This is a genomic window from bacterium, assembly GCA_024742285.1.
GTDB lineage: Bacteria > Myxococcota_A > UBA9160 > UBA9160 > UBA4427 > UBA4427.
Window position 1 is genome coordinate 359,185 of the sequence record JANSYR010000003.1, and the last position, 25,138, is coordinate 384,322.

The following is a 25,138-nucleotide window of genomic DNA, read 5'->3' on the forward strand; positions in this document are numbered from 1 at the left end:
GGCCCGTCCCCGTTCAGCGTGACCGGTCGGTATTATTGTACGCCCAGCGACTTGAGGGTCGCGAGCGTCATGCCGCCTTCCGCCAGACCCTTTTCGGTCTGGTAGCCACGAAGGGCCGCGAGCGTCTCACGACCGACGATGCCGTCGATCGGGCCGGGGCTGTGTCCCGCCGCGTCGAGCGCGCGCTGCATGTTGCGCACGATGTCGGGCGTCGTGTTGGTCTTGCAGAGGATCTGGCGCCAGGCCATCTCACCTTCGGTGACCTGCACGCGCTTGCTGACCGTCTGGTACTCCGCGGCGACGGGGATGCGGCGCTCGGAAGCGGACGTCACGACCTTGCGGACCTTCACGGTCTTGTACTTCGCCGGAACCTCGACCGTGCGCGTCGTCGCCGGCGTCGTCACGACCTGTCGCTTGACCGTCTTGTACTCGGCCGGGATCGCGATCTCACGCGTCGTCGGGCCGGCGACCTGCACCTTCTTGCGGACCGTCTTGTACTCGGCCGGGACCTCGACGAGACACATGATCTCGCCCGTCGCCTCGTCGAGCTTCTGGATCGGACCTTCGCCCTTCTTCCAGACCGTGTGCGCCGGCTTCACGAGGATCTGCTCCTCCTGCCACTCGTACTGCGCCGGCACCTCCTCGAGGCGGCTGGACGCGGCCTTCACGAGGACCTGCTCCTCGACCCAGCCGTAGACCGCCGGGATCACTTCGATCCGCTCGGAGGCCGCTTCGACGAGGACCTGCTCCTCGACGGTTTCGTAGGTGGCGGGGATCAGCTCGAGGCGTTCCGAGGCCGCCGACTTCAGGACGTCCTCGGTTCGCGTCTCGTAGGTCGGAGGGACGAAGACCCGCGCGTAGCACTGCCCCGGCTCCGCCGGCGGCAGGAGATCGCCGCCCGGGATCTGGTTGTACGGCGTCGAGACGCGCGTGCTCGGAGGGGCCGCCGAGACGGGGGGCAGGGTCTGGTTCGAGATCTGCGTCTCGAGCGACTGGATGCGGTCTTGCCGCTGGTCGACTTCGCGTTCGAGGCTCGCGACGCGCGCCTGGCTCTCCTCGAGCTGACGGGCGATCTCGCTCTCGGGGGCGGACGTGGAAGCGCAGCCGGTCAGTCCGACGGCCACCGCCGCCCCGAGCAGGGGGAACAAGAGGGTGGAACGGGTCATCAGGATACTCCTTGAGAGATTCGGTCGGTCCGAATCGGACGCGGAACGGGATTGCGTTCCGGAAGAGCCGCCGTGGGTTGCGGAGGCATCATGTGAATCACCAATGCCCTTCGCTGAGATTCGACACGCGACCGACGGTTCCATCGACGACATAGTCATCCGCCGATACGCCGATCGGCGTTTGCGAAACGCGGCGGATCGGATGGGGGAATCGCGTTGCGGTCCCGAAAACGAACGACGCGCGTCTCCCACGAAGGGAAACGCGCGTCGTCGATTCGGGCGATGTCGATCGGAGGCTACTCGGATCGCAGTCGTCGCAACCAGTGCTGCATGTGCTCGCCCGCCGCTTCCCGTCCTCCGAGGCCGAAGGAGAGCGCGAAAGCCACGGCGATCGCGCCGAGGGTCAGGCCGAACGCGAGATTCACGATGTCGTCGGCGAGCCCCATCGCACGCAGCCCCATCGCGACCACGAGACCCAGGATCGCGTAGCGTGCGAGGCCGGCCATCGGTGACCCGCCGGAGCCCGCGAGACGGAGCATGGCGGCGTGGACGAGATTCGCGATCCACACGCCGGCCGCGATGATCATGCCGCCGAGCAGGACCTGCCCCGCGAAGCCGATCAGGGTCGCGACGATCATCGAGAGCTGGTCGAAGCCGAGGCGATTCGCGGCCTCGGTCAGGGCGAAGAGCATCACGAAGAACGACACGCCGCGACCGACCCAGCTCGCCAGGCTGCCAGACCCGGACTCGGCCGCGGGAATCCCCAGGCGCTCCGGAAGGCGATCGACGCCGAGGCCGCCTGCGAGGTTGCTCGCGAGCGTCGAGAGGAAGCCCGCGACGAGCCACGCGACCCCGAGGATGATCACGGCGGCGAACACGTTCGGCAGCGCATCCATGAAGGTGCCGAGCATCCGGGTGGCGGGATCCGAGATCGCCTCGATTCCGAGCGCGTTCAGGGCCGCGATGATCGCGGGGACGAGGATGAAGACGTAGGCGATCAGGCCGAGCAGTCCCGAGAGGGCCATCGTGCCCTGCAGCCCGGCGCTCTGGCCGAGGCGATCGATTCCGGTCGCCCCGAGCAGGTTCGTGACGAGGTCGCGAACGAGCCGTGCGACGAAGAGACCCACGAGCGCGATCACACCGGCGCCGAACACGTCGGGCAGCAGCCCGAGCATGTCGTCGAGCATGCCCTGTACGGGCGCGAGGAGCCCCTCCATCTCGAGCGCGCCGAGGATCCCGGGCAGGAAGAGCAGGAAGACGAGTCCGTAGAGCACGTTCCCGAGGCTCTCGGACACGGGCCGCATTCCCGCTTCGGTCGCGATCTTCTCGTCGAGGGAGGTCGCCGCGAGGGCGCGCGTGACGCCCGTCCGGAGGACGACCGCGAGCAGCCAGGCCACGCCGAGGAGGACGCCGGCGGCGATCGCCTTCGGCACGAAGCCCAGCACCTGGTCGACGAGACTCTGGAGCGAGGCGGACGCGTACTCGATCTCGAGCACGTTGAAGAACGCGACGAGGGTGATCAGGAGGACGAGGTAGTAGGCCCCCTTCCCGACGCCCCCCGCGACGTCCGCTTCGTTTCCGGTCGTCGCCGCGATTCGTTCGTTCAGTCCCAGGCGGTTGAACACGCCGCGCACGACCGCACGCACGACGACGGCCACCATCCAGCCGATCAACAGGAGTCCGATCGCTCCCGCGAGCATCGGTAGCGTCTCGCCGAGCGACGCGCTCAGCTCTTCGAAGAGGGCATTCCAGTCCACGGGCATCTCCTTCGCGTGCCGACGGGCGCGTGCGGCAAGCGGTCACACCCCGACCTGCCGGGGCTGAAGCGGAAATGCGGATGCTTCGAGAGCCGACACATCTCCGCGTGGGAGCGAGGGGATCCACTCGCCTCCGGGGCGCACGGACGTTTCGTTCACGACACGGAGCGCGCGGTACGATCGCCACGGCTGCGGGGGCGGGGCCCCGATTCCGGGGGACGCGTGCTAGTCGGCCCGGACCTCGATCGCCGAGGCGCGGCGCGCCTGCTCGAGGATGAAGGCCTGGATGCTGCGGACTTCGGACGCGGAGAGGAAGTCGTCGAAGCGCGGCATGCCGGCGGGCTGGAGCAGCCCTTCGAGGAGGATGCGCGGGAAGAGCGTGTGGGTCGCCTCGTTCATGTACCGCAGGTCCGGTACGCCGGAGCCGCCGCCGACGGCGCCCGGGCCGTGGCAGGCGGAGCAGTGCTCCTGATAGCGGAGGGCGCCGAGGCGACGCTCCGCCCGAGTCGACTCGAGGGAATAGGTCGGCGGTGGCACCGGACCGAGCGGAGGCCGGCCCGGCGGGACCTGGGCCTCGCCGCCGAGCTTCCAGGCGAGGACGCGTCCGCCGCCGCGGACCTTCGCGAGCAGCGCCGCCTCGCCCCCGCTCATCGCGAACGACGCGCCCCATCCCGCGGCCACCGCGACGTACTGCTCACCGTCGACCCGGTAGGTGATCGGCCCGGCCATCACGCCCGTGCCGACGGGGGATTCCCAGAGCCTCTCGCCCGTCGAGGCGCGGTACGCGACGAAGCGGCCATCCGCCGCGCCCTCGAAGAGGAGATCGTCGCCCGTCGACAGCGTGCCGCCGTTGAAGGCCGTGATGTGGGGCACGCGCCAGACTTCCTTCTGCGCGACGGGATCCCAGGCGAGCAGGAAGGCCTCCCAGCGTTCGTCGTCTTCGCTCGAACCGAAGTTCTCGTAGACCGCCATGTCGATCCCGGTGTTCCAGGTGCCTGGGCGGTAGCGCCAATCCGGGTTCATCTTGAACACGGCGCCCATGTTGCGGACCGGGAAGTAGACCAGGCCGGTCTTCGGATGGAAGCTCATCGGCGGCCAGCTGTGGGCGCCATAGGGGCTCGGTCGGACGAACTTCGCGACCTCGCGATAGTCCGTGTCCGTTTCGACGGGACGACCCTGTTCGTCGACGTGGGAGGCCCAGGTCGCTTCGGTGAACTTCTCCGCCGAGATGTACTCGCCGTTCGTTCGATCGATCACGAAGAAGAAGCCGTTCTTGGGCGCCTGCATCAGGACCTTCCGCGTTCGGCCCTCGATCTCGAGATCGGCGAGGAGGATGTGCTGGGTCGCGGTGTAGTCCCAGGTGTCGCCGGGGGTCGTCTGGTAGTGCCAGACGAGCTCGCCGGTCTCGGGACGGAGCGCGAGGATCGAGGAGAGGTAGAGGTTGTCGCCGCCCCCGGGACTGCGGAGCCAGCGGACATGCGGCGCGCCGTTGCCGGTTCCGACGTAGAGCAGCCGGAGCTCCGGGTCGTAGGCGAGGGCGTCCCAGACGGTCCCGCCGCCGCCGGCCTTCCACCATTCGCCGGTCCAGGTCGCGGCGGCGCGCTCGATCGCCTCGGACTCGAATCCCTCCGCCGGATCGCCCGGCACGGTGTAGGTCCGCCAGGCGAGCTCGCCGGTCTCCGCGTGATAGGCGGAGACGTAGCCGCGCGCGCCAAGGTCCGCGCCGGCGTTGCCGATCACGACGAGCCCTTCGACCACGCGGGGGGCGCCGGTGATCGAGTACGCCCACTCGGGCTCCCGGGTGTCGACGTCCCAGAGCGCTTCGCCGGTCTCGGCATCGATTCCGATCAATCTCCCGTCCAGGGTTCCGAGGAAGACGCGCCCGTCCGACCAGGCGGCGCCGCGGTTCACGACTCCGCAGCAGATGTCCCGGGCCATCCCGCGCGGGACCTCGGGATCGAAGCTCCAGAGCTTCTCGCCCGTCTTCGCGTCGAGGGCGTGCAGGATGCTCCACGGGGCGGTCACGAACATCCGACCTTCGACGACCAGCGGCGTCGACTCGACGCCGCGATCGCTCATCAGGTCGAAGCTCCAGGCGAGTCCGAGCTCGTGGACGTTCTCCACGTCGATCTCGTCGAGGGGGCTGTATCGCTGCTCCGCGAGGGTGCCGCCGTGGCTGCGCCACTCGATGTCGGGCGGTCCGGTTTCGGTCGGTGCGCCGGGCGGGGACGGGCAGCCGAAGAGCGCCGGAATCAGGCAGGCGAGACCGACGAGCGGAAGGGAACGACGGACCAGACGCATGCGGACCTCGGCGCAGTGAACGAGGCCCCGATGATGGGCCAGTCGCGTCGTCTCGCTAGTCCCCGCGCTCAGTCGCCCTCGTCGAACTCGATGCCTTCGACGGGTGACACCGGCAGCCCGAAGAGCCCCGCCGAGGCGGCCGTCATCCCGTTGATCACGCCGACCCGCGGCACGGGCCACATCCCCCTGGCCGCGGCCTGGTTCGTGGGACCGGGGACCCAGTTGGGCCCCTTGCCGAGATGGTCGAGGGCGCCGCGCGCGACCTCGGTCGGCGGCATCGCGTCGGCGAAGGCCTCCGGCTCCTGCTGCATCACGGTCTCGGTCCGCGTGGCGCCGGCCAGCACGCCGAGTACGTCGATGCCGGCCGGGGAGAGCTCCGCCCAGAGACCCTCGGCGAGGGTCGTGTCGAAGGCCTTGGTCGCGGAGTAGGTCGCCTGGTTTCCGCTCCCGGAGAGGCAGGCGAGAGAGGACATGAAGACGAGACCGCCGCGCCCGCGCGCGCGGAGTCGCGCGCCGAAGTGGTGGCCGAGCACGACCGGCGCGCGGCAGCTGAGCGAGACGAGGAAGAGCGCGTCGTCGACCGCCTGGTCGAGGAAGTGACCGGCCGCGGGATTGGAGCCGGCGTTGTAGACGAAGAGACCGACGTCGAGATCCACGGTCGCGTCCGCGACCGTCTGGCCGATGTCGTCGCGCGTGAGGTCCGCCTGGATCGTCCGGGTCGCGACCCCGAAGTCCGCTTCGATGGATCGGGCGAGCGCATCGAGCGGCTCGGCACGTCGCGCGATCAACGCGACGTCGAGACCGCGTGAGGCCGATTCGCGCGCGAACGCGCCGCCGATTCCGTCGGATCCGCCGGCGATCACCGCCCAGGGCCCGAACCGTTCGCGGAAAGCGTCGCCCTCGTAGCGAGCGGCCATCGATCCCTCCCTGCGCGAGGACGCGCCGTGGGCCTACCCGCGGTTCGCCCGGAGCGCGGCGATCCGTTCGTCGAGGGGCGGATGGGTCGAGAAGAGCTTCGCGAAGCCGCCGCCGCCGATTCCCATCGCCGCCATCCCGTCCGGAAGCTCGGCGGTTCCGCCCTTCAGGCGTTCGAGGGCCCCGATCATGTTCTCGGAGCCGGCGTACTGGGCACCGCCGGCGTCGGCGCGAAACTCGCGCTGCCGGGAGAACCAGCAGACGATGATCGAGGCGAGGATGCCGAGCAGCATCTGCGCGACGAGCGAGACGATCCAGTAGCCGGGGCCGTGACCGCGCTCGGTCTTGAAGACGAGCCGGTCGACGAGGTGACCGGCGATGCGCGAGAAGAAGACGACGAAGGTGTTCACGACGCCCTGGATCAGGGTCAGGGTGACCATGTCGCCGTTCGCGATGTGGGCGACCTCGTGTCCGATCACGGCGTCCACTTCGTTGCGGTTCATGCCGCGGAGGAGGCCGGTCGAGACGGCGACCAGGGCGCTGTCCCGGCGCATGCCCGTCGCGAAGGCGTTCGGCTCGTTCGCGGGGAAGACGCAGACCTCGGGCATGCCGATCCCGGCGGCTTCCGCGTGGGCGCGCACCCGGCTGACGATCCACTGGGCCTCGGGGTCCGTGCTGTCCTCGATGTTCTGGCAGCCCGTCGAGCGCTTGGCCATGAACTTCGACATCGCGAGCGAGATGAAGGAGCCCGTGAAACCGATGACCGCCGAGTAGATCAGCAGGGCCTGGAGGTCGAGGTCGACCCCCTGCTCGTCGAGCACGTTCCCGATCCCGAAGATCGAGAAGATCACGGAGATCACCAGGATCACCGCCAGGTTGGTGAGAAGGAAGAGCGCGATGCGCTTCATGGGTTCGGGTCCTTTTCGGGCGTCGCTCGGGAGGTCGGAGTCTAGGAATCGTCGGGTGACGGATCCAGCGAACGGATGCGCACGTTCCGGAACCGCGTCAAGTCCCCGTGATCCTGGAGGACGATGTGTCCGCGGGGGGACGCGCAGAAGCCCGTTCGCGCCGCGAACTTGCTGGCGGCGAGGGCTTCACGCCACTCGGGCGAGTCCAGTTGGACGTCGACCACGCGGATTCCGTTCAGATAGTGCGAGAGTCGTCCGTCCTCGAGGTGGACCCGGCCCTGGTTCCAGGCGTCCACGCCGCGAAAGGGCGCTGCGTTCGGGGCCAGCAGGTCGTAGAGCCCGGCGAGCCGGCGGGTTCCGGGGCGGCCGCGGTTCGCGTCCGGGTGACCGGCGTCGTCCAGGATCTGGAACTCGCACCCGAGGGCGTGGACGAAGCCCATCTCGCGCTGGGGCTCGGCGCGGTACTTGACGCCGCTGTTGCCCTCGCGGGCGACCTGGAACTCGAAGTCGAGGACGAAGTCCCCGAAGCGTTCCCGGCTGAAGAGATCTCCGCCCGCCCGGAACTCGACCAGACCGGCCTTCCGGATCGAGAGCGTGCCGTCGTCGGTGGACCACCCGTCCGCAGGAAAGGTCGCTTCGTCCGCGGCCTGCCATCCCGCTCCGCTCCGCCCGTCGAAGAGAAGGCGCCAGCCCGCGGCGCGTTCCGCCGCCGTGAGCGTATTCGGTGTGGCGGGTGCCCACGGTTCGATCCGGGTCGGTCGGTCGTCGGATTCTTCGGTCGCGGCGACCGGGAGCGCGATCAGGGCGAGTGCGAGAGCGAGCGTCGAAGCGATCGCCTCGAAGCGGCGCGGCGTCACGCGCGGCCCAGTCGCTTCAGCGCGGACCGAGCGGCGAAGTATCCGCCGAGGCCATGGACGCCGCCGCCCGGGGGCGTCGCGGCCGAGCAGATGAAGAGCCGCGGGTTCGGCGTCGAATAGGGATCGAGGCGGGTGACCGGGCTGTTGAAGAGCTGGAATGCATCCGCCACGCCGCCGGTGATGGCGCCGCCCACGTAGTTCGGGTTGTGGGCCTCGAACTCGGCGGCGTTCGTCGTGTGCCGCGCGAGGATCCGGTCCCTGAAGCCGGGGGCGAAGCGTTCGATCTGGCGCTCGATCGCTTCCGTACGATCGACGGTCGAGCCGTGGGGAACGTGGCAGTAGGCGTAGCCCGTGTGCTGTCCCGCTGGCGCGCGGCGGTCATCGAACTGACTCTGCTGGCAGAGGATCAGGTAGGGCTTGTCGTTGAGGCGCCCCGCGTACATGTCGCGTTCCGAAGCGCAGATCTCTTCGAGGGTGCCGCCCACGTGGACCGTCGAGGCTTCGAGGCAGCGCTGGTCCTTCCAGGGAATCGGTCCGTCGAGGGCCCAGTCGACCTTGAACGCACCGGGGCCGTAGCGGTAGCGCTCGAGACGACGGCGGTAGCCTGCCGGCAGATCGTCCGCGCCGATCGAGGCGAGCTGGGACGGGGAGGTGTCGAAGAGGACGACCTTCGCGTCGGGGAGCGCATCGAGGCGCTCGACGCGATGGCCGAGCTCGATCTCTCCGCCGAGGCTCGTGAAGTAGGAAGCGAGGGCGCGACCGATCGATTGGGAGCCGCCGCGGGCGACCGGCCAGTTCTCGACATGGGCGGTCAGGGCGAAGAGGGTCCCGAGCGCGGCGGTCAAGGGCTGCGACAGCGGGAGGACCGAATGCCCCGCGCATCCCGCCAGCAGCGCGCGCGCCCGCTCCTCCCGGAAGAGCAATCGTGCCAGCCGATTGGCCGAGAACGCGGCCCGGAGTCCGAAGCGCGCCATCTGGATCGGGTGCTTCGGGATCCCGAGCGGGGCCATCGCGTCGGCCAGCAGCCCGTGCGCGTCCCGCATCAGCGGCTCGATCAGTCGGATGTAGTTCCTCCGGTCGCGGCCGAGCTCGTCCGCGGTCCGGTCGAGGGAGCGGTAGATCATGACCGCGTCCGCGTCGTCGAGGGGATGCGCGACCGAGGCCGGGGGGAGGACCCATTCGAGGCCGTGCTCGTCGAGTGGAAGCTGCCGGTAGTACGGCGACAGGATGCCCATGGGGTGTACGGCGGAGCACACGTCGTGAAGGAAGCCGGGCAGGGTCAGCTCGGCGCTGCGCGTCCCGCCGCCCACTTCGTCGGCCGCCTCGACGACGCGCACGCTCGCACCGTTTCGGGCGAGCTCGATCGCCGCCGCGAGACCGTTCGGTCCGGAGCCGATCACGATCGCGTCAGGGGTGGAGTCGTGCGAGGTGGTGCTCATGGGACCCAGACCGTAAATCGTGCCGACGCGGCGGGCCAGCGAATCCGCGAGCTAGAGTCTCGCCGCGCGCGGCCGCTCCGGGGCGCGTCGGAGGAGTGGAGAGCATGGCCGGACGGCCGATCGATGCAGCCTGTCTCGAGGCGCCGGTCACGGGCGTCGGACTCGTGCCGGGGACCCTGGGCGATCAGCTCGAGGCGAGCGGTGACCGGGTGTCGCTCCTCGTCTTCCTGCGTCACTTCGGCTGCATCTTCTGCCGGGAGACGCTGGCGGATCTTCGCGCGGCGTCGGAGGCCGACGAGGCCTACCCGGACGTCCTCTTCTTCTTCCAGGGGAGTGCCACCGAAGGGCGCGCCTTCCTTCGCCGCTACTGGCCCGACGCCCGGGCCATCGCGGATCCCGATCTCGAATTCTACGAGCGCTTCGGCGTGCGTCGCGCGAGCTTCCTCGAGGCGCTCGGGCCGGCAGTGGTTCTCGGCGCCCGTTCACGCGCGCGGGCCAAGGGCCACGAGAACGGTCCGCGTAGCGGGGACATCTGGCGCATGCCGGGCGTCTTCGCCGTCGCGGACAAAGAGATCATCTGGGCCCACCAGCCGCGACATGCGGCGGATCACCCTGACTTCGATCGGATCCCGTCGATCGTCTCCGCCGCGACCACGGACTGACCGGCTAGGCGTCGGGTTCGACGGGACAGGTCTTCGGCGCGCGGCCGGTCAGCCGCAGGCGATTCCGCGCGAACCAGGTGTAGAGCCGGTCGAGTACCGCGCGAACCAGGCCGACGTGGGCGATCCGCACGATCCAGCCGCGGTCGAGGGCTTCGTAGAGGTGGATGAACACGTCCACTCCCTCCACGATCGTGCCGTCCGGCAGCATCCCGTGGATCCGCTCCTCGATCGTGGCCTGTTCCAGGCCGTACGCGGTCGCGTCGAAGCCGGGCAGCGAAAGATCCACGAGGTCGACGCGTCCGGCGCCTGCGTCCAGGCGCCGAACCACGTCGATCTCGCGCTTGCACAGCGGGCACGCGCCGTCGAAGAAGACGCGGAAGCGCCACTCGACCGGCTGGGCTTCGGGCTGGGGGAGAACCGACGCCGCCAACGCGCTAGCTCCAGCCGAATTCGGCACCGAGGGCCGCGGCAGCCGGGTGCTCTCGAAGCTGCTCGAGGGCGCGGCGCTCGATCTGCCGCACCCGCTCCCGGCTCACCCCGAGTCGCGCGCCGATCTGCGCCAGGGACGCCGCGGGCTCGCCCGAGAGACCGAAGCGCGCGTCGATCACCTCGCGCGCGCGATCGTCGAGGGCGGGCAGGACTTCGGCGAGGGTCCGTCGCAGGGCCGCGCCGTCGTGGTCCGCATCGAGGTCCTCGTCCGCCGGTGCTTCGAGGGTGTCCTCGAGCCAGAGGTCGTCGGTGCCCGCGACCGGGACGTGGGTCGAGATCTCGCTGGCGAGGCTTCGTTCGAGATCGGCGGCGTCCTCGGGTGCGAGGCCCATTCGCTCGGCGAGCTCCGAAACCGTCGGCTCTTCGCTCGAGAAGGCGCGGCGGGCTTCCTCGAGTCGCTTGAGCGCGCGCTGCTGGTCGAGGACCGGGCTCGGCACGCGGACGGTCCGCGAGTGCTGCGCGACCGCGCGGATCAGCGCCTGCTCGATCCACCACACGGCGTAGGTCGAGAACTTGTACCCGCGCGAGATGTCGAACTTCTCCACGGCGCGGATCAGTCCGAGGTTGCCCTCCTGGATCAGGTCGAGGAAGGGCACGCCGCGGTTCCGGAAGCCCTTCGCCGAGCGGATGACCAGGCGGAGGTTGTGGCGGATGAAGCGGTTCTTGAGATCCGTCAGCTGGGCGCGGGCATCGTCCGCCTCGCGGAGCACCTTGCGATCCGCGCGGGAGAGGTCCCGGCGTCGGCTCGTGCCGAGCTCGTCCTGGATCTGCATCAAGACAGGGAGCGCGATTTCGGCGTCGAGGGTCGCCTGGGCGAGTCGGTCCAGGGCTCGGCCCAGCGCCGCGTCGTCCTTGGCACGCCCGAGCGCCTTCACGCGCTTGCTGACGTTCGTGAGCGCCGCGTCGATCTGCCCGTTCGCGTCCCGCGTCTGACCGTCCCGATGGAAGCGGGAGAGGGAGCCCGTCACGAGGCCGCGGGCCCGCTTCTCGTTCCAGCGCTCGAGGAGCGCGGTGGCCGTCGCGGGGATCCGGGCCAGCGCCGCACGAAGGTCGGCTTCGGCCTGCTCCATCCCCTCGAAGAGCGCCTTCTGAGTCCCGGTTTCCAGGACCGGCGTGTCGTAGATGTCGTCGAGATAGCTCTGGAGGACATCCGGGGCGGCGGGGAGGGCGCTCGGGGTCGTCGGGGACGGGATGGTGGCGGGCATGGCTGCTCCGTGTTCGTTGGGCGCGGAGTGAGTGTTTCCCAGGATCATCGGTTTGTAAAGAAAAAATCTGTACAAGTATTGAACTGAGCCGATATAGTAACGGCCCAACGGGGAACAACGTGACCGAATCTGTACAGAGCGCTGGGAGAAGCCGTGTCCGCCGAGAGTGACAGCCCGACCGCGACCTACCCCATGCGCGTGGTGACCCGGATGACCGGCCTCTCTCCCGAGCGTCTGCGCGCCTGGGAGACCCGCCATCGCGCCGTGATGCCCCTGCGGACCGACGGGGGAAGCCGCCGCTACAGCGAAACCGACGTCGAACGTCTCCTCCTCCTACGAAAGGCCACGGAAGCCGGTCACAGGATCGGCGATCTCGCGACGTTGGAGCTGGATTCCCTCCGGGAACGATTCGGCGATGGGGAGGCGGTTCCGGCCGGGCGATTCGACGAGATGATCGCTGCCGTCGACGCCCTGGATGCACCAAAGCTGCGAGTGCTCCTCGAGGAGCGCGCGCGCGCCCTCGACCCGGTGCGCTTCGCCTTCGACGAGGTGTTGCCGCTCGCCTTCGAGATCGGACAGCGCTGGCTCGAGGGCCTGACCTCGGTCGCCGCCGAGCATCGGGCCACCAACGTCCTGCGATCCATCCTGGTGGAGGCCGTCGAGAACGGGCCCGTCGACGCGCTCGGTCCGAGGGTCGTCTTCGCTGCGCCGGAGGGTGAGCGACACGATCTGGGCGTCCTGGCGGCGGCGATCGCAGCGCGCAGCTTCGGCGCCCAACCGCTCTTCGTCGGGGCAGACGTCCCCGTGGACGACCTCGTGGAGGCGACGAAGAACGCTCGAGCGGAGGCGCTCGCCCTCGGATTCGTCGTGACGCCGACCGAGGAGGTCGGGCCAATCCTGCGCACCGTGCGGCGCGCGCTGCCGGACGGGGTCGCACTCTGGATCGGCGGCCGCGGCATCGTCGGGTGTCCGCCCGTCGCCGGGGTCGACCGGATCGAACACAATCAGCGCCTCGAAGCGTTCGTCCTCGAGGCGCGCCGAAGCCAGGATCGGGAGGGTGCGCGATGACACGCGTCGCCGTCGTCGGTGCGGGACTCGCAGGACTGCGCGCAGCGCGCCGCCTCCACGATGCGGGCGCCGAGATCCGGGTCTTCGACAAGGCGAGAGGCTCCGGCGGTCGGATGTCGACGCGCCGCACGGACTTCGGTGCGTTCGACCATGGCGCGCAGTACTTCACCGCGCGTGATCCGCGCTTCCGTGCGCAGGTGGAGACCTGGGTCGCCTCGGGTGCGGCGGCGCTCTGGCCGGGGAAAGTGGTGCGGCTCGCCGAAGGGCGGGTCGTCGCCGAGGAGCAGGCCGAGCCCCGCTTCGTCGGTGCACCGAAGATGAACGCCGTCGTCCGGGACCTCCTGGGCGAGATCGATGCCTCCTTCGGGGTTCGGATCGCGTCGCTGCGCCGTCGCGAGAATCGTTGGGTGCTTCGCTGCGACGCGGGCTTCGAGTACGAGGGCTTCGATCTCGTGGTCGTCGCGGTCCCGCCCGCGCAGGCGCTTCCGCTGATCGACGCGTCGTCGAACCTGGGACCCGCGATCGCGGGCGTCCGGATGTGGCCGTGCCACGCGACGATGCTCTCCTTCGAGGCACCGCTTCCGGTGGCCTTCGACGGGGCTTTCGTCGAGAGCGAGTCGATCGCCTGGGTGGCCCGAAACGACTCGAAGGCGGAGCGCGGGAAGGCGTCCTGTTGGGTCGTCCATTCGAACGCCGAGTGGAGCGAGCGCCACGTCGAGCGGGAATCGGCGAGCGTCGGTGCGCACCTCGAGGAAGAGTTCGCCCGGGCGCTCGGGGTCGAGCTTCCGCCCGTTCGCTACCGCGGGACCCACCGTTGGCTCTACGCGCGGCCGGCGCATCCCCTCGACGGGAAGACGCTCTTCGACGCGGAGGCCGGGCTCGGCGTCTGCGGCGACTGGACGCGGGGCGACGAGGTCGAGGACGCCTTCGTATCGGCGGAGGACCTCGTCGACGTGATCCTGCCCGCTCACGGTCTCGGGTGATCCATGCGCGGGCTCCACTGGTTCCGCAACGATCTCCGGCTCCGAGACCATGGCGCGCTCGAAGCCCTGGCCGATCGCGTCGAAGAATGGGGCGCGCTCTTCGTTCTCGATCCGGTGCTGCTCGACGCGAAGCTGACGCGGAATCGCGACCGGTTCATGATCGACTCCGTCGTTTCGCTCCGCGCGGCGCTCGAGAAGCGCGGCGTCTCGCTCGCGACGGTGAAGGGCGACCCCGAGACGGTGGTGCCGCGGATGGCGAAGCGCCTCGGCGTGCAGGTCGTCAGCTTCGTCGAAGCGGATACGCTTCGCGCGCGTTGGCGGGACGAGGCGGTTCGGACTGCCCTCGAAGCCGACGGGCGGGAGGTTCTCGCGATCCGCGATCACACGGTCTTCGGTCCCGGGGAGATCCTGACGAAGAAGGGCGGCCCCCACTCGATCTACTCCCCCTACCGCCGTGCCTGGTGGGCCGCCTGGGAGGCCGCGCCGCGCTGGCCCGCGCCGCGACTCCGCCTTCCGAAGCGGCCGATCGGAGTCGAGCGTCGTGCCGTCGAGGACGCGATCTCGAAGCTCGTCGAGCCGACGTCGCCCCGCGTCGGTCCGGCGGTCGGTGAGGCCGCGGCCCGGCGCCGCCTGACACAGTTTCTGGAGAGCCGCGTCGGTCGCTATGCGACGGATCGGGACGTCCCGGCGGTGGATGGCACTGCGCGGCTCTCGGCCTATCTCCGTTTCGGCGTGATCTCGGCCCGGCGCTGCTTCGCCGCCGGCCTCGCCCACGCCGAAGAGAATCCCCAGGATCGGGAAGGCGTCGAGAAGTGGCTCGACGAGCTGGTCTGGCGGGAGTTCTACGCCGCGGTCCTGGCGAACCGGCCCGAGGTCACGACGCGGAACTTCCGACCGGAATACGACGGTCTCCAGTGGCAGGACGATCCCGAGGGCTTCGCGGCCTGGTGCGAGGGAAGAACCGGCTACCCGATCGTCGACGCGGGGATGCGCCAGCTCGTCGCGACCGGTTGGATGCACAACCGGGTGCGCATGATCGTCGCGAGCTTCCTGACGAAGGATCTGCTGATCGATTGGCGGCGGGGCGCGCGCTTCTTCATGGACCACCTGGTCGATGGGGACCCCGCGTCCAACAGCGGCGGTTGGCAGTGGGCCGCCTCGACGGGAACCGACCCCCAGCCCTATTTCCGGATCTTCAATCCGACGAAGCAGGGAGAGCGCTGGGACCCGGAGGGTCGCTACGTCCGCCAGTGGATCCCGGAGCTCGAAGGCGTCGACACGCGGCACGTGCACGCGCCCTGGCGCGCGGGGACGCCGCCCGCGGACTATCCGGCGCCGATCGTCGCCCATGACGAAGCGCGCAAGCGCGCTCTCGACGTCTACAAGGCGGCGCGTGCGAGCGCGAGCTAGTCGGGTTCGCCGAGGAGCACGTCGACCTGTGCCGTCCGATGGTCGAAGATGCGATCGAGCTGCTTGCGCACGAGGGGGTGCGCGATTCGCCCGATCGGATCGAGGGGGAGGGCATAGTGGACGGTGTCCTGGATCCGGGTCGAGCGCTCGCCCTGCGCCGTGAAGCGGTGCTCGTGGTGCCAGAGGGCGAAGGGTCCCAGGATCTGCTGGTCGACGAAGCGAACGCCGGGCTCCCAGACGCTGATCTCGGTCAGCCAGCTGAATCGCACGCCGTAGAGGGTCAGGCGATACTCGATCAACGCGCCCACGCGCATCTCGATCGGCCGTGGCGTCTCGATCGTGAAGCGGAGCTCGGGGGGCGTGATCGCTTCGAGGTTGCCCGCGTCGGCGAAGAACGGGAAGACGTCGTCGAGGGGACGCGGGAGGGTCTGGTCGGTCTCCAGGGTGTAGATCATCAGGCGCAGGACACTAGTCTTCAGGGGTGGGGCGACAACCGCGCCGCCCCTTCGAGGGAGGACCTCCGTGAGCGACGACGCGCTTCCCGTCTGGCAGCGATGGCACGACGAGAACGAGCCGGTGCGGGTCGGGGTGTCCGCCTGCCTGCTCGGCGCCGAGGTCCGCTTCGACGGCGGACACAAGCGGGACCGCTACGTGACCGACGTTCTCGGAGCGCACGTCGAGTGGCGTCCGGTCTGCCCCGAGCTCGAGGCGGGGCTCGGCCTGCCACGCCCGGCGATCACGCTCGTCGGCGGCGAGCGCGGAGATCGGCTGATCGTCAGCAAGGACGGCTCGGACGTGACCGACGAGATGGCCCGGTACGCGGGTCCTCGGGTCGCGGAGCTCCTCGACGAAGGTCTCGACGGGTTCGTCTTCAAGAAGGACTCCCCGTCTTGCGGCGTGTTCCGGGGCAAGGTTCGGCCTGCGCAGAAGGGGCAGGCCGTCCGAACGGGGATCGGGCACTTCTCCCGGGTCGTCGTCGACACCTGCCCGGAGCTTCCCGTCGAAGAAGAAGGGCGGCTCAATGATGCCCGCCTGCGCGAAGGGTTCATCGAGGCGCTCTTCAGTCACAATCGCTGGCGGATCCTGGTGAAGCGCGGCCTCAGCCGACGAGACCTCGTGGCCTTTCACGAGGCGCACAAGATGCTGCTGCTCGCGCACGACGAGGCGCGCTATCGGACCCTCGGTCGAATCGTGGGGAGCTTCGGGCGGGTGCCGGACGAAGAGGTCTACCGCGACTACGAAGCGACCTTCCTCGCGGCGATTCGGCGGCCCGCCTCGGTCGGCCGGCACGTGAACGTGCTCGAACATCTGTTCGGTCACCTGAAGCATGCGCTCAGTCCCGGCGACAAGAAGGAGATCGGTGTCGCGATCCAGGACTATCGATCCGGGCGCGTTCCGCTGGTGGTCCCGGTCACCCTGCTCCGGTTCCTCGTCGCCTCGCACGACGCCGATTACGTCGGTGGGCAGCTCTACCTGGAGCCGCACCCGCGCGAGATGATGCTCCGCAATCACGTGTGATCCCGCGGCGGCGGCGCCGTGGCGTCGCCGCGCGTGACCCGTCCGCGGGCAGGACGCGCTGATTCCTTGAGCAGGCCGCGGGCACATGCTCGCCCCTGTGCGGCGTCGTGCTGCTCCGGGCCGTCTTCGGGCTGGCACCCATCTTGCTCTTCTCCTTTCTCGTAGCCGGAACGGGAGGCGATGGGATGGCGAGATACGGGTTCGAACGACTCTCCGCGCAGGACGCGGGCTTCCTCTGGGCGGAGACGCCCAATCAACCGATGCACGTCGGGGCCCTCGCGCTCTTCGAGATCGGCCCGCTCCAGCGAGAGGACGGCGGCGTCGACATCGACCGCTACCGCGACCAGGCCGAATCGCGCCTCCACTGGATCCCCCGCTATCGGCAGAAGATCGAGTGGACCCCGTTCGAGCGGTGGCCCGTCTGGGTGGACGATCGGAACTTCGACATCGCGCACCACATCCGCCACATCGCGCTGCCCCGACCGGGCACCCAGGCGCAGCTCAAGGAGATCGCCGCGCGGATCAACTCGAGACGTCTCGACCGTCGACACGCCTTGTGGGAGGTCTGGGTCATCGAGGGCGTCGAGGGTGGTGAGCAGTTCGCGATCCTGAACAAGATCCACCACTGCATGATCGACGGGGCCGCAGGGGCGGACCTCTCGCAGGTTCTGATGTCGCCGTCGCCGAAGGTCGAAGACGGCCCGTCGATCCCGTACATGCCGCGGCCGGCGCCCACGCGCAGCGAGCTGCTGGGGGATGCGCTCTCCGAGACCGTGCGGCGACCGCTCTCTCTGGCGCGCGACTGGATCGCTCAGGCGACCAGCTCTCCGGCCCAGAGGGCGGCCACCGAGATGAGCAGCACGACCGCGTCGGATCGCTTCCGTGCCTTCTCGGAGATGGCGGGTCAGGTCACGTCGGGGGCATCGCCCACGCCGATCAACGGCGAGCTCGGGCCGCATCGCCGCCTCGACTGGCTGACGATGCCGCTCGACGACGTGAAGGAGCTGCGGCGGGAGCTCGGGTGCACGATCAACGACGTCGTGCTCGCGACCGTGACCGGGGCGCTTCGGCGCTACCTGTTCCGCCGCCGCATGGACGTGCGCGAGCTCGACTTCCGGATCTCGGCGCCGGTCAGCACACGGCGCCCCGAGCACGACCGGATCCAGGGCAATCACGTCTCGAGCTGGGTCGTCCCGCTTCCGCTCTCCGTCGAAGATCCGATCGAGCAGGTGGAGGCGATCCAGGAGACGACGGAAGTCCTGAAGTCGTCGAACGCTTCGCTCGCGGTCGAGACGATCATGGATCTCGCAGAGTGGATCCCCGGGCCGATCCTCGAGCGCGCCCTGCCGGCGATCTCGAGCTCCGGTCCGGTGAACGCGATCGTCACCAACGTGCCGGGGCCCCAGTTCCCGCTCTATCTGGCCGGGGCGAGGCTGCTCGCGATGTATCCCGTCGTCCCGCTGATTCCGGGTGGGGGGCTCGGCGTCGCGCTCTTCAGCTACGAAGGCAAGCTCTGTTGGGGATTCAACGGAGACTTCGAGCTGGTTCCGGATCTCGGCTCCCTGGTCGACGACATCGCGGCGTCCTTCGAGGCGCTTCGGCAGGCGACGGTCGACCGCTACCTGGGCCGACGGACCGCCGCGCCGGAAGCGGCGGCCCGCTCCGAGTCGGAGTCGGTCGAGGCGCCGGTGGCCGAGGCGGCGCCGGAGGCCTCCGACGCCTCCGACCCCTCCGACGCCTCCGATGTCCCCGAGGTCGAGGAGGCTCCGTCCGAGGTGCCCAAGCCGATTGCGCTCGTGGACGGGCCCGAGGCGGGTGACGTCGAAGGGGAGGGCTCCGACGCCGAGGATTCGTCGATCGCGGCGGCGTCCGAGATGGAGGAGGTCGGAATCTCGACGGCCATCGGTCGGTAGAGCGCGGGGCTCTCGGCGAGCTGTCGCAGCGTCGCCAGATCGTCTTCGGCCGTCGGCGCGAACAGGTTGCAGACGTAGGTGGCGCGCAGCGTGCTCGCGGGCGAGATCTGTGGGTGCGCCTTGCCCGCATAGCAGAAGACCTTGCCGGGACCGGGGGCCACCTCGGGGCGCTGTCCGACCTCGACTTCGACCGCGCGCGTCCACGGCCCCGTGACGGCGCGAGCGTGGCGTACGCGAAGCGCGATCGGGCGATCTCCTTCGATCGTCGCCGGGGGCAGGGTCACCGCGATCCACGCCTCCATCGACGCGTCGAAGTGCAGGCTCAGCTCGGTCGCCGTATCCGGGAGGAGGATCGCGGCCCGGGAAGGGTCGAGGGAACGATGCCAAAGCCCGTCTCGGCCGAGGGTCTCGCGCGCTTCTCCTGGCGCCCCCGCCTCGCCGCGGAAGGCCGCGCGCGGCCAGCGGACCAGGGCCAGCCCTTCCGAGCCCGCCGCGCGGTCGAAGAACGCGAACGTCACGACGTATCCGGCTTCCTCGACGAACCCGCCCGCCGGGAGGAGCAGTCCGTCCTCACCGAGCGGCGCGATCGCGATCCGCCAGGCCGAGGGCGGCGCCTCCGGGTTCGGGATCCGGGCCACGTCCATCCCGACCGCATCGAAGGGAAGCCGTCGCCGACCGCGCGGCGGCGCGGCCACGATCCGCATCAACGCGACGTGGAGTTCGCCGTCGAGAAGGAGGCCACCGAAGGGCCAGTACCAGGGATCTCGGCCCGTCTCGCGCTTCGCGCGGACGACCCAGGCCGCATCCGCCGGCGGGGAGAAGAACGGGAGAGGGGCGCCCTCCGCATCGTGGCGTCCGAAGCGCTCGAGCCGGAAGCCCTCCGGAGAACACGTCGAGCGGGCGAGGCTGTTCGCGACGAACGGATAGGCCCGGCGGCCGGGCGCTTCCTCTCGTTCGACGAAGCTGTCGCCGAAGAGCCAGAGACTCGCTCTCTCCGGTCCGTCCGAGAGCGGGATCGAGAAGGCGCCGTCGCCGCCGTACCACCCGCTCCGATCGGGGAAGTCCGGAACGCAGTCCGTCGTCGGCGAGCGGTGCGTCGGATCCGAGTCCGGCGGCCCCGCGCAGGCCGCGAAGACGAGGGCGACGCCCATCCACACGGCGCCCGCGCTCGTTCTCGCGCGGTTCGGGACGGGAGGCGGTTCCGTTCGCGGCATGCAGACAGGGTAGGGCGCCCGTCCGAGCGCCGGCGAGCTCGACTGATCTCGATCTCCGATAGAGTCTCCGGGTCCAGGTCGTCCCGAACGCGGACTTCCGCAGCGCCCGGAGCCCCGTCATGAGCCTGCCCGACCCCTTCGAGCCCCTCGAGCTCGTCCCCCTTTGTTCCGCGACCCTGCAGGTCAGCCAGACCTCGATCCTCGAGAACACGCCGCAGGGCAGTCTCATGATCGGCGAGATCGCTTCGTCGACCTGGGAGGGGGACCGGTTCACGGCGCACCAACATGGCCGCACGGCGGCCGATTGGCTCGACGTGGCGCCCGACGGGACGGCCTGTGTCGACGTTCGCCTCACGCTGCAGACGACGGAGGGCGGCCTGATCTTCGTCGAGTACACGGGCCGGACGAATCTCGAGACGGGATACGCCTATACCTGCCCGCGCTTCAGGACCGGCGTGCCCGAGCTCGCCTGGCTCAACCACGTCCAGGCCGTGGCCAAGGGCTACTTCGACGGCGAGGAGATGACGGTGACCTATCCGCAGATCTTCGAGGTGCGTTAGGCGAAGTCTCGTCGCATGGGTCAGAGGCTGGGCTCGACGCGGGTCGCCATGAAACGGACGGCGAACCGGACCTCGTCGTCACTGAGTGCGGCGTTCCCGCCTCGAGCCGGCATCTCGCCGACCTTGCCGTAGAACCCGTTCGTGGCGTGGCCCACGAGCACGTCGAGACCCTGCTCGATCCGGGGGCCCCAGAGATCCCGGTTGCCGATCAGCGGCGCGCCGCCGAGACCGGTCGAGTGACACTGGATGCAGGTGCCGGTCCACACCACGCGTCCCGACTCGAGCTCCGGGTCCGCCAGCGGCGTCTCCCAGAGGCTCGAGTCGGGGAGCGGCGGTCCCTCGGGCATCTCCGAGGGCTCGACGAGCATGACGAACCCGTCGCTCTCCGGCTCCGCGGGCTCCGAGCAACCCGCCGCCAGCGCGACGATCGCGAGCACGGCGGCGCCCGCGCGCAGCGTTCCTGCGACGGCGGCGTCGCCTCGTGACGTCATGATCCGACTGGGATCCGGAGGACGACGCCGCCCATGACGTCGCCGAGGGCGAAGTCCGTCTTCGGCGTGTCCTTGTGTTCGTTGTGACAGGAGACGCAGGCCGGCGCGACGGCCGTATCGGCGTAGACCGCCGTGAAGTATTTCTGACCGCCGAGGGTCTCTTCGGCGTAGAAGTTCTGTCCCTCGTTCGAGGCCACGAACTCGAGCCCTGCGATCTCGACGTCGGTACGCGGGGTGTTCTGCTTGTTGATGGGCCACATCGAGAGCAGCGAGTACGTGAAGCCGACGTCCTTCTCGGCGACCATCTCGGCGCCCATGCGGAACATCTGGGCCGGGAGCGGGAGGGCGGGCTCGTCCTTCCAGTGTTCGCTCGCCGCGATCACCTGCTGTTCCTTCGCCAGGCGGTTCACGACGTTCCGCGTGTAGACCGTGCGGTCGGACTCCATGACGGCGTGCAGCGCGTCTGCCATCAGCTTGGGTTCGATCCCGCCGCCGCCGCCTTCCGCGGGGGGCTGACAGGCCGTGAGCCCGAGGCACGCGGTGAGCGTCGCCCGGGCGATCGTCTTCGAAACCGACTTCATCGTTCGTCTTTCTTGTTCGCGTCGTCCCACGGTGGGGTCCGACCTTCGAGCTGCCACCGCAGGACGGTGGCGAAGTGGATGCTCTCGACTTCTCGCGGCGGTCGGCCGCGATAGTTGGTGGAGACGAGAACGGGGTCTGCCAGCGAATCGAGGGAGAAGGCGAGGCCATGGCACTCCATGCAGGACGACCGGACCATCTTGTCCCGGGGCCTCAGGTGATCGTTCTGGTTGTGATCGACGCGCATGCGCTTCGCGTCGGCGGGATGTCGCGTCCGGGGCAGGTGGCAGGTCGCGCAGGACACGCCGCTGCCTTCCGGCGCGGCCCCGGCGAGCTCGGCGCGCCAGAGCGCCGCGTGGGGCGAGGCCTCCCAGGCGAGCGAGTGCTCGTCGGCGTGACAGCCGAGGCAGGATTCCGCCGCGGCGGTGCGTCGATCGTAGACGTGGGTCGCATGGCAGGCGTTGCAGTCGAGCGTGGCCTCCGCCGCCTCCGCCTGCATCGGTTGGCGCGCTTCCATGGGCCGCATCGGCGGAAGGTCTTCGGCGAACCGCATGCCGTGTCGGCTGGCGAGGAAGCCCTCGGCCTCCAGGGTGTGGCAGTCCCGGCAGACGACGAGATCGACTTCCTGTTGCCACCCGCCGCTCGCGTCCGCATGACAGTCGCTGCACTGCACGCCGCCGCGGGCATGCGCGCTGCCCGCCCATTCCGCGGCGGCCCGCGCCCCTGCGGCGCCGTCGGCTCGTCCGTCGTGCTCCGCGAGCGCGAGCGGAGCGCGGTCGACGGTCGCGGCGACGCCCTGCGCCCGCTTCCACCGCACCTCCGCGACCGGCCGGAAGTCCGGCTCGGCGCGATGCTCGACCAGGTAGTCCTCGTAGAGGGAGCGGTTGTCGTGGAAGTTGTGGCAGGCGGTGTTCGCGCAGCTGTCGAAGGGCAGCTCCGCGTGGGTCGGCCGCTCTTCGCCCACGTTCTCGTGGCAGCGGTAGCAGTAGTCTCCGGGAAGGCTGAGTCCCATCGAGGACGTGATCTCCGGTCGGTGTTCCTGGTGGCAGGTGATGCAGAGCCTCGCGTCGAGGACCTCGACCCGGTCCGCGTTGCGCGGATCGGTGAACTTGGTGCGCGGATGCGAGTCGTCCACCCTCGTGAGCTCGGCCGAGTGGCATCCTTCACAGGCTTCCTGCATCGCCGTCCGATCCGCGAACTTGTCCGTGTGGCACGACTCGCAGGCGAGCTCGATCTGGTAGTGCCCGTCCGTCGTCTCCCCTGGCAGGAAGACGGTCCGGTCGATCGGCATCGACTCGAGCTCCTCCGGCGCCCACATCAGTCCTCCGAGCACGGCTGCTCCCACGATCGTCGCGATCCCTCCTGTCCAGACACCGAACTTCGCCACCCCGATTTCCCGTTCGACTCCCGTGATGTCCTCAGTAGACGTAGACCGCGAGGACGTGGAAGCAGAGGAGGAGCGGCAGCGGCCAGACGAGGGCTACGTGTGCGCCCCGCCAGCCGCGCCGCAGAACGCTGCCGAGCTGCGGAGGAAGCCGGTGTTCGAGACTCGTCGCGAAGGCCGAGAACGTGCCGAGTACGAGCAGGCCGAGCACGGCGCTCATCAGCATCGCGTTCAGGTTGGCGCCGAGTCGCAGACCGGTGTGGACCGCACCGAGCAGGATCGTCGCCAGTCCGACCGACGTGTGGAGGATGCGCGCGGAGCGAACGGTGCTGCGCTTCAGGACGGGGATCCGGTCGCGGAGCGGGAGCAGGAACGCGACCGCCATCACCGCGACGAGGGCGTAGCCGCTCGCCTGCTTCCAGAATCCGTCGCGCCAGAGGAAGTCGATCTCGGGCGTGTCCAGGACCGACGTAGACATCGGGACCGGGCCCAACCACGTCCCCAGAGCGATCGCGGTCAGGCTCGCCCCGGCGATCCAGGCGAGTGCGCTTCCGGCGCCGACGCGTCGACCGACGCTCACCTCGCCGGCGAGCTCCGCGAGGATCGGCTGGCAGGATCCGCAGCCGCTGCCGGCCCCGGTCGCTTCCATCAGCATCGCGCTGGAGTGGCAACCGTCGGTCCAGGCTTCGCGGAGCGTTCCGCAATCTACGCCGGTGCAGGTGCAGACGATCGCTTCGTCGTGCCAGGTCTCGATCGGTCGGGCGTTCTCGCCGCGGAAGAGCTTCCCCCGCTCGAGGAAGCGTCGCTCCTGCGCCATGGTCACCTTCGCATCGCGCGCGATGGCTTCCTGGAGGTCGGGAAACTCGCTCGACGGACCGACGGCGATCGCGCCGACGAGTCGCCCGTTTCGCAGGACGAGTCGGCGGTAGCTGTCCTTCGACTTCCAGACGAGCTCGCGGACGAGGGTACCGTCCGCCAGGGACTCCCCGACGGCAGCGACCTCGACGCCCGGTACCTTGAGACGAGCGCTGGCGGTTCCGCCTACGAAGCTCCCGGTGCCGCTCCCGAAACGCTCCGCCAGCGCGCCTGCCATTGCATAACACGGCGCGACGAATCCGAAGAGGCGACCCTCGTGTCGCGCGACCTCGCCGATCGCGAAGATCTTCGGATCCTTCGTGCGGAGCTCGTCGTCGACCTGGACGCCGCCCCCCGAATGGCATTCGAGGTCCGCCTCGCGGGCGAGCTCGTCGCGGGGGCGGGTGCCGACGGCGAAGACGACGAGATCGGTCTGCAGGGTCTCTCCGGAGCCGAGCTCCACGGCGAGGCCGTCGTCGGTCTCGGTGATCCGGTTCGTTCCCGTGAAGAGGCGCAGGCCGATCCCGAGGCTGCGGATCTTCCCTTCCAGGATCGCGGCACCGTCCACGTCGAGCTGCTTGGGCAGGAGTCGCGGTGCCATCTCGACGACGTCGACTTCGCAGTCCTTCTCGCGGACGCCGTGGGCGAGCTCGAGCCCGAGCAAGCCGCCGCCGATGATCGTGACGTGGGACGCGCGGCGGGCTTCATGAGCGATCCGTTCGGCGTCGCCGGCGTCGCGGTAGGTCATGACGTCCGGGTGTTCGCTCCCCTCGACCGGCGGAAGGAAGGCACGGCTTCCCGTGGCCAGGACCAGATGGTCGTACGGAATTCGCTCGCCGGATTCCGTCTCGACGTGCGCTTCGGCGCGGTCGACTCGCGTGACGCGATCCTTCAGGACGAGTCGCACGTCACGGGACGCGTACCAGTCGGCTTCACGAAAGACCGGGGTGAGACCTCCGGCGACGACCCGCTCCAGATGGATGCGGTCGTAGGGAGGCGACGCCTCTTCGGTGATCAGCGTGATCTCGAGGTACTCGGCGGCGCTGCGACTGATCAGCGATTCGATGAAGTGGAAGGCGGTCATCCCGCCGCCGACGACGACGAGCGATTCGCGTTCGACGGGGGCGTGCGGCTTGCGGGTCCCTCGCTTCTTCTCGCTCCGTCGCCACATGGGCCGGGGTTCTCCGTGCCGCGATGCCAGCCAGGCGAGTTGGGAGGCGTTCGCGACCACCCTTGCGACGCGAACGCCTCCCGTCCCTGCTCCTTGTCGTCATGCCGGACCCACCACGATCCGAGCATGAGCTGGCGGAGTTCGCCATTTCAAGTCTCAGGCCAACTCGATCGGGACGACTCGGAGAAGTCCGGTCGACGATACGCGGCGGGGCGTCGATTTCGTGCGGGATCCCGCTCGAAGAGGCGGCGCACCGCGCTCTCCGGACGGGCCGGGGATCGCGTCCGCCCGGC

Annotated in this window: 21 protein-coding genes; 7 read left to right on the forward strand and 14 right to left on the reverse strand. The window is 69.6% G+C overall.

Features of this window, described 5'->3' with window-relative positions:
- Positions 1 to 32: 32 nt before the first annotated feature.
- The 7 genes from NXI30_08075 to NXI30_08105 all read right to left on the reverse strand — a co-directional run bounded on the left by NXI30_08075 (position 33) and on the right by NXI30_08105 (position 9,343).
- Positions 33 to 1,166, reverse strand: coding sequence for a peptidoglycan-binding protein (locus NXI30_08075; GenBank protein MCR9094159.1), 1,134 nt, complete (start codon positions 1,164 to 1,166; stop codon positions 33 to 35).
- 296 nt (positions 1,167 to 1,462) lie between these two features.
- Positions 1,463 to 2,923, reverse strand: a complete 1,461-nt coding sequence (locus NXI30_08080; GenBank protein ID MCR9094160.1) for a mechanosensitive ion channel — start codon at positions 2,921 to 2,923, stop codon at positions 1,463 to 1,465.
- A gap of 225 nt (positions 2,924 to 3,148) precedes the next feature.
- Positions 3,149 to 5,224, reverse strand: a complete 2,076-nt coding sequence (locus tag NXI30_08085; GenBank protein ID MCR9094161.1) for a PQQ-dependent dehydrogenase, methanol/ethanol family — start codon at positions 5,222 to 5,224, stop codon at positions 3,149 to 3,151.
- A gap of 68 nt (positions 5,225 to 5,292) precedes the next feature.
- Positions 5,293 to 6,141, reverse strand: coding sequence for an SDR family NAD(P)-dependent oxidoreductase (locus NXI30_08090; GenBank protein ID MCR9094162.1), 849 nt, complete (start codon positions 6,139 to 6,141; stop codon positions 5,293 to 5,295).
- 33 nt (positions 6,142 to 6,174) lie between these two features.
- Positions 6,175 to 7,047: a protease HtpX gene (gene htpX / locus NXI30_08095; GenBank protein MCR9094163.1), complete on the reverse strand. Its 873-nt coding sequence runs from the start codon at positions 7,045 to 7,047 to the stop codon at positions 6,175 to 6,177.
- Positions 7,048 to 7,088: 41 nt separating this feature from the next.
- Positions 7,089 to 7,904 (reverse strand): DUF1080 domain-containing protein, encoded by an 816-nt coding sequence (locus tag NXI30_08100; protein MCR9094164.1) that lies wholly within the window; start codon positions 7,902 to 7,904, stop codon positions 7,089 to 7,091.
- The gene (locus tag NXI30_08105) at positions 7,901 to 9,343 is read right to left on the reverse strand and encodes an NAD(P)/FAD-dependent oxidoreductase (GenBank protein ID MCR9094165.1); all 1,443 of its coding nucleotides are present in this window, start codon (positions 9,341 to 9,343) and stop codon (positions 7,901 to 7,903) included. The genes NXI30_08100 and NXI30_08105 overlap by 4 nt, the downstream gene beginning before the upstream one ends.
- A 104-nt stretch (positions 9,344 to 9,447) precedes the next feature.
- On the opposite strand from NXI30_08105, the gene NXI30_08110 reads away from it, so the two are divergent.
- Positions 9,448 to 10,005: a SelL-related redox protein gene (locus NXI30_08110; GenBank protein MCR9094166.1), complete on the forward strand. Its 558-nt coding sequence runs from the start codon at positions 9,448 to 9,450 to the stop codon at positions 10,003 to 10,005.
- Positions 10,006 to 10,009: 4 nt separating this feature from the next.
- Here the strand turns inward: NXI30_08110 and NXI30_08115 are convergent, their stop codons facing one another.
- Together NXI30_08115 and NXI30_08120 are read right to left on the reverse strand one after the other, a co-directional pair.
- Complete coding sequence (locus NXI30_08115; protein MCR9094167.1) at positions 10,010 to 10,435, reverse strand: DUF393 domain-containing protein; 426 nt, start codon at positions 10,433 to 10,435, stop codon at positions 10,010 to 10,012.
- Between the two features lie 4 nt (positions 10,436 to 10,439).
- On the reverse strand, positions 10,440 to 11,699 hold the full coding sequence (locus tag NXI30_08120) for a sigma-70 family RNA polymerase sigma factor (GenBank protein ID MCR9094168.1): 1,260 nt from the start codon (positions 11,697 to 11,699) through the stop codon (positions 10,440 to 10,442).
- Between the two features lie 153 nt (positions 11,700 to 11,852).
- Between NXI30_08120 and NXI30_08125 the strand changes: the two genes are divergently transcribed.
- From NXI30_08125 to NXI30_08135, 3 genes are read left to right on the forward strand one after another with little or no spacing between them, the layout of a single operon-like run.
- A complete protein-coding gene (locus NXI30_08125) occupies positions 11,853 to 12,767 on the forward strand; it encodes a MerR family transcriptional regulator (protein MCR9094169.1) in 915 nt (304 codons plus the stop codon).
- Complete coding sequence (locus NXI30_08130) at positions 12,764 to 13,750, forward strand: NAD(P)-binding protein (GenBank protein ID MCR9094170.1); 987 nt, start codon at positions 12,764 to 12,766, stop codon at positions 13,748 to 13,750. Before NXI30_08125 ends, NXI30_08130 begins: the two co-directional genes overlap by 4 nt.
- A 3-nt stretch (positions 13,751 to 13,753) precedes the next feature.
- Positions 13,754 to 15,160: a DNA photolyase family protein gene (locus tag NXI30_08135; GenBank protein MCR9094171.1), complete on the forward strand. Its 1,407-nt coding sequence runs from the start codon at positions 13,754 to 13,756 to the stop codon at positions 15,158 to 15,160.
- Here NXI30_08135 and NXI30_08140 read toward each other — a convergent pair.
- Entirely contained in the window at positions 15,157 to 15,615 is a 459-nt protein-coding gene (locus NXI30_08140; protein ID MCR9094172.1) for an SRPBCC family protein, read from the reverse strand. The two genes, NXI30_08135 and NXI30_08140, sit on opposite strands and share 4 nt — an antisense overlap.
- A gap of 67 nt (positions 15,616 to 15,682) precedes the next feature.
- Here NXI30_08140 and NXI30_08145 point away from each other — a divergent pair, with 67 nt between their 5' ends.
- From NXI30_08145 to NXI30_08155, 3 genes are all read left to right on the forward strand, one after another.
- Positions 15,683 to 16,678, forward strand: a complete 996-nt coding sequence (locus NXI30_08145; protein ID MCR9094173.1) for a DUF523 and DUF1722 domain-containing protein — start codon at positions 15,683 to 15,685, stop codon at positions 16,676 to 16,678.
- A gap of 185 nt (positions 16,679 to 16,863) precedes the next feature.
- Entirely contained in the window at positions 16,864 to 18,591 is a 1,728-nt protein-coding gene (locus NXI30_08150; protein MCR9094174.1) for a wax ester/triacylglycerol synthase family O-acyltransferase, read from the forward strand.
- Between the two features lie 1,333 nt (positions 18,592 to 19,924).
- On the forward strand, positions 19,925 to 20,365 hold the full coding sequence (locus NXI30_08155) for a DUF3237 domain-containing protein (protein ID MCR9094175.1): 441 nt from the start codon (positions 19,925 to 19,927) through the stop codon (positions 20,363 to 20,365).
- 20 nt (positions 20,366 to 20,385) lie between these two features.
- Here NXI30_08155 and NXI30_08160 read toward each other — a convergent pair whose 3' ends face one another.
- The 4 genes from NXI30_08160 to NXI30_08175 all read right to left on the reverse strand — a co-directional run bounded on the left by NXI30_08160 (position 20,386) and on the right by NXI30_08175 (position 24,845).
- Positions 20,386 to 20,856, reverse strand: a complete 471-nt coding sequence (locus NXI30_08160; GenBank protein ID MCR9094176.1) for a c-type cytochrome — start codon at positions 20,854 to 20,856, stop codon at positions 20,386 to 20,388.
- A complete protein-coding gene (locus NXI30_08165) occupies positions 20,853 to 21,437 on the reverse strand; it encodes a DUF3365 domain-containing protein (protein MCR9094177.1) in 585 nt (194 codons plus the stop codon). Before NXI30_08165 ends, NXI30_08160 begins: the two co-directional genes overlap by 4 nt.
- A complete protein-coding gene (locus tag NXI30_08170) occupies positions 21,434 to 22,780 on the reverse strand; it encodes a cytochrome c3 family protein (protein ID MCR9094178.1) in 1,347 nt (448 codons plus the stop codon). The genes NXI30_08165 and NXI30_08170 overlap by 4 nt, the downstream gene beginning before the upstream one ends.
- A 73-nt stretch (positions 22,781 to 22,853) precedes the next feature.
- Positions 22,854 to 24,845, reverse strand: a complete 1,992-nt coding sequence (locus tag NXI30_08175; GenBank protein MCR9094179.1) for an FAD-dependent oxidoreductase — start codon at positions 24,843 to 24,845, stop codon at positions 22,854 to 22,856.
- Positions 24,846 to 25,138 lie beyond the last annotated feature (293 nt).

Bases quoted from the DNA above. Each gene is read 5' to 3' on its own strand.
- NXI30_08075 (MCR9094159.1), bottom strand. From the start codon at position 1,166: ATGACCCGTTCCACCCTCTTGTTCCCCCTGCTCGGGGCGGCGGTGGCC.
- NXI30_08085 (MCR9094161.1), bottom strand. From the start codon at position 5,224: ATGCGTCTGGTCCGTCGTTCCCTTCCGCTCGTCGGTCTCGCCTGCCTG.
- NXI30_08090 (MCR9094162.1), bottom strand. From the start codon at position 6,141: ATGGCCGCTCGCTACGAGGGCGACGCTTTCCGCGAACGGTTCGGGCCC.
- htpX (MCR9094163.1), bottom strand. From the start codon at position 7,047: ATGAAGCGCATCGCGCTCTTCCTTCTCACCAACCTGGCGGTGATCCTG.
- NXI30_08105 (MCR9094165.1), bottom strand. From the start codon at position 9,343: ATGAGCACCACCTCGCACGACTCCACCCCTGACGCGATCGTGATCGGC.
- NXI30_08110 (MCR9094166.1), top strand. From the start codon at position 9,448: ATGGCCGGACGGCCGATCGATGCAGCCTGTCTCGAGGCGCCGGTCACG.
- NXI30_08120 (MCR9094168.1), bottom strand. From the start codon at position 11,699: ATGCCCGCCACCATCCCGTCCCCGACGACCCCGAGCGCCCTCCCCGCC.
- NXI30_08130 (MCR9094170.1), top strand. From the start codon at position 12,764: ATGACACGCGTCGCCGTCGTCGGTGCGGGACTCGCAGGACTGCGCGCA.
- NXI30_08135 (MCR9094171.1), top strand. From the start codon at position 13,754: ATGCGCGGGCTCCACTGGTTCCGCAACGATCTCCGGCTCCGAGACCAT.
- NXI30_08140 (MCR9094172.1), bottom strand. From the start codon at position 15,615: ATGATCTACACCCTGGAGACCGACCAGACCCTCCCGCGTCCCCTCGAC.
- NXI30_08150 (MCR9094174.1), top strand. From the start codon at position 16,864: ATGGCGAGATACGGGTTCGAACGACTCTCCGCGCAGGACGCGGGCTTC.
- NXI30_08155 (MCR9094175.1), top strand. From the start codon at position 19,925: ATGAGCCTGCCCGACCCCTTCGAGCCCCTCGAGCTCGTCCCCCTTTGT.
- NXI30_08160 (MCR9094176.1), bottom strand. From the start codon at position 20,856: ATGACGTCACGAGGCGACGCCGCCGTCGCAGGAACGCTGCGCGCGGGC.
- NXI30_08165 (MCR9094177.1), bottom strand. From the start codon at position 21,437: ATGAAGTCGGTTTCGAAGACGATCGCCCGGGCGACGCTCACCGCGTGC.
- NXI30_08175 (MCR9094179.1), bottom strand. From the start codon at position 24,845: ATGTGGCGACGGAGCGAGAAGAAGCGAGGGACCCGCAAGCCGCACGCC.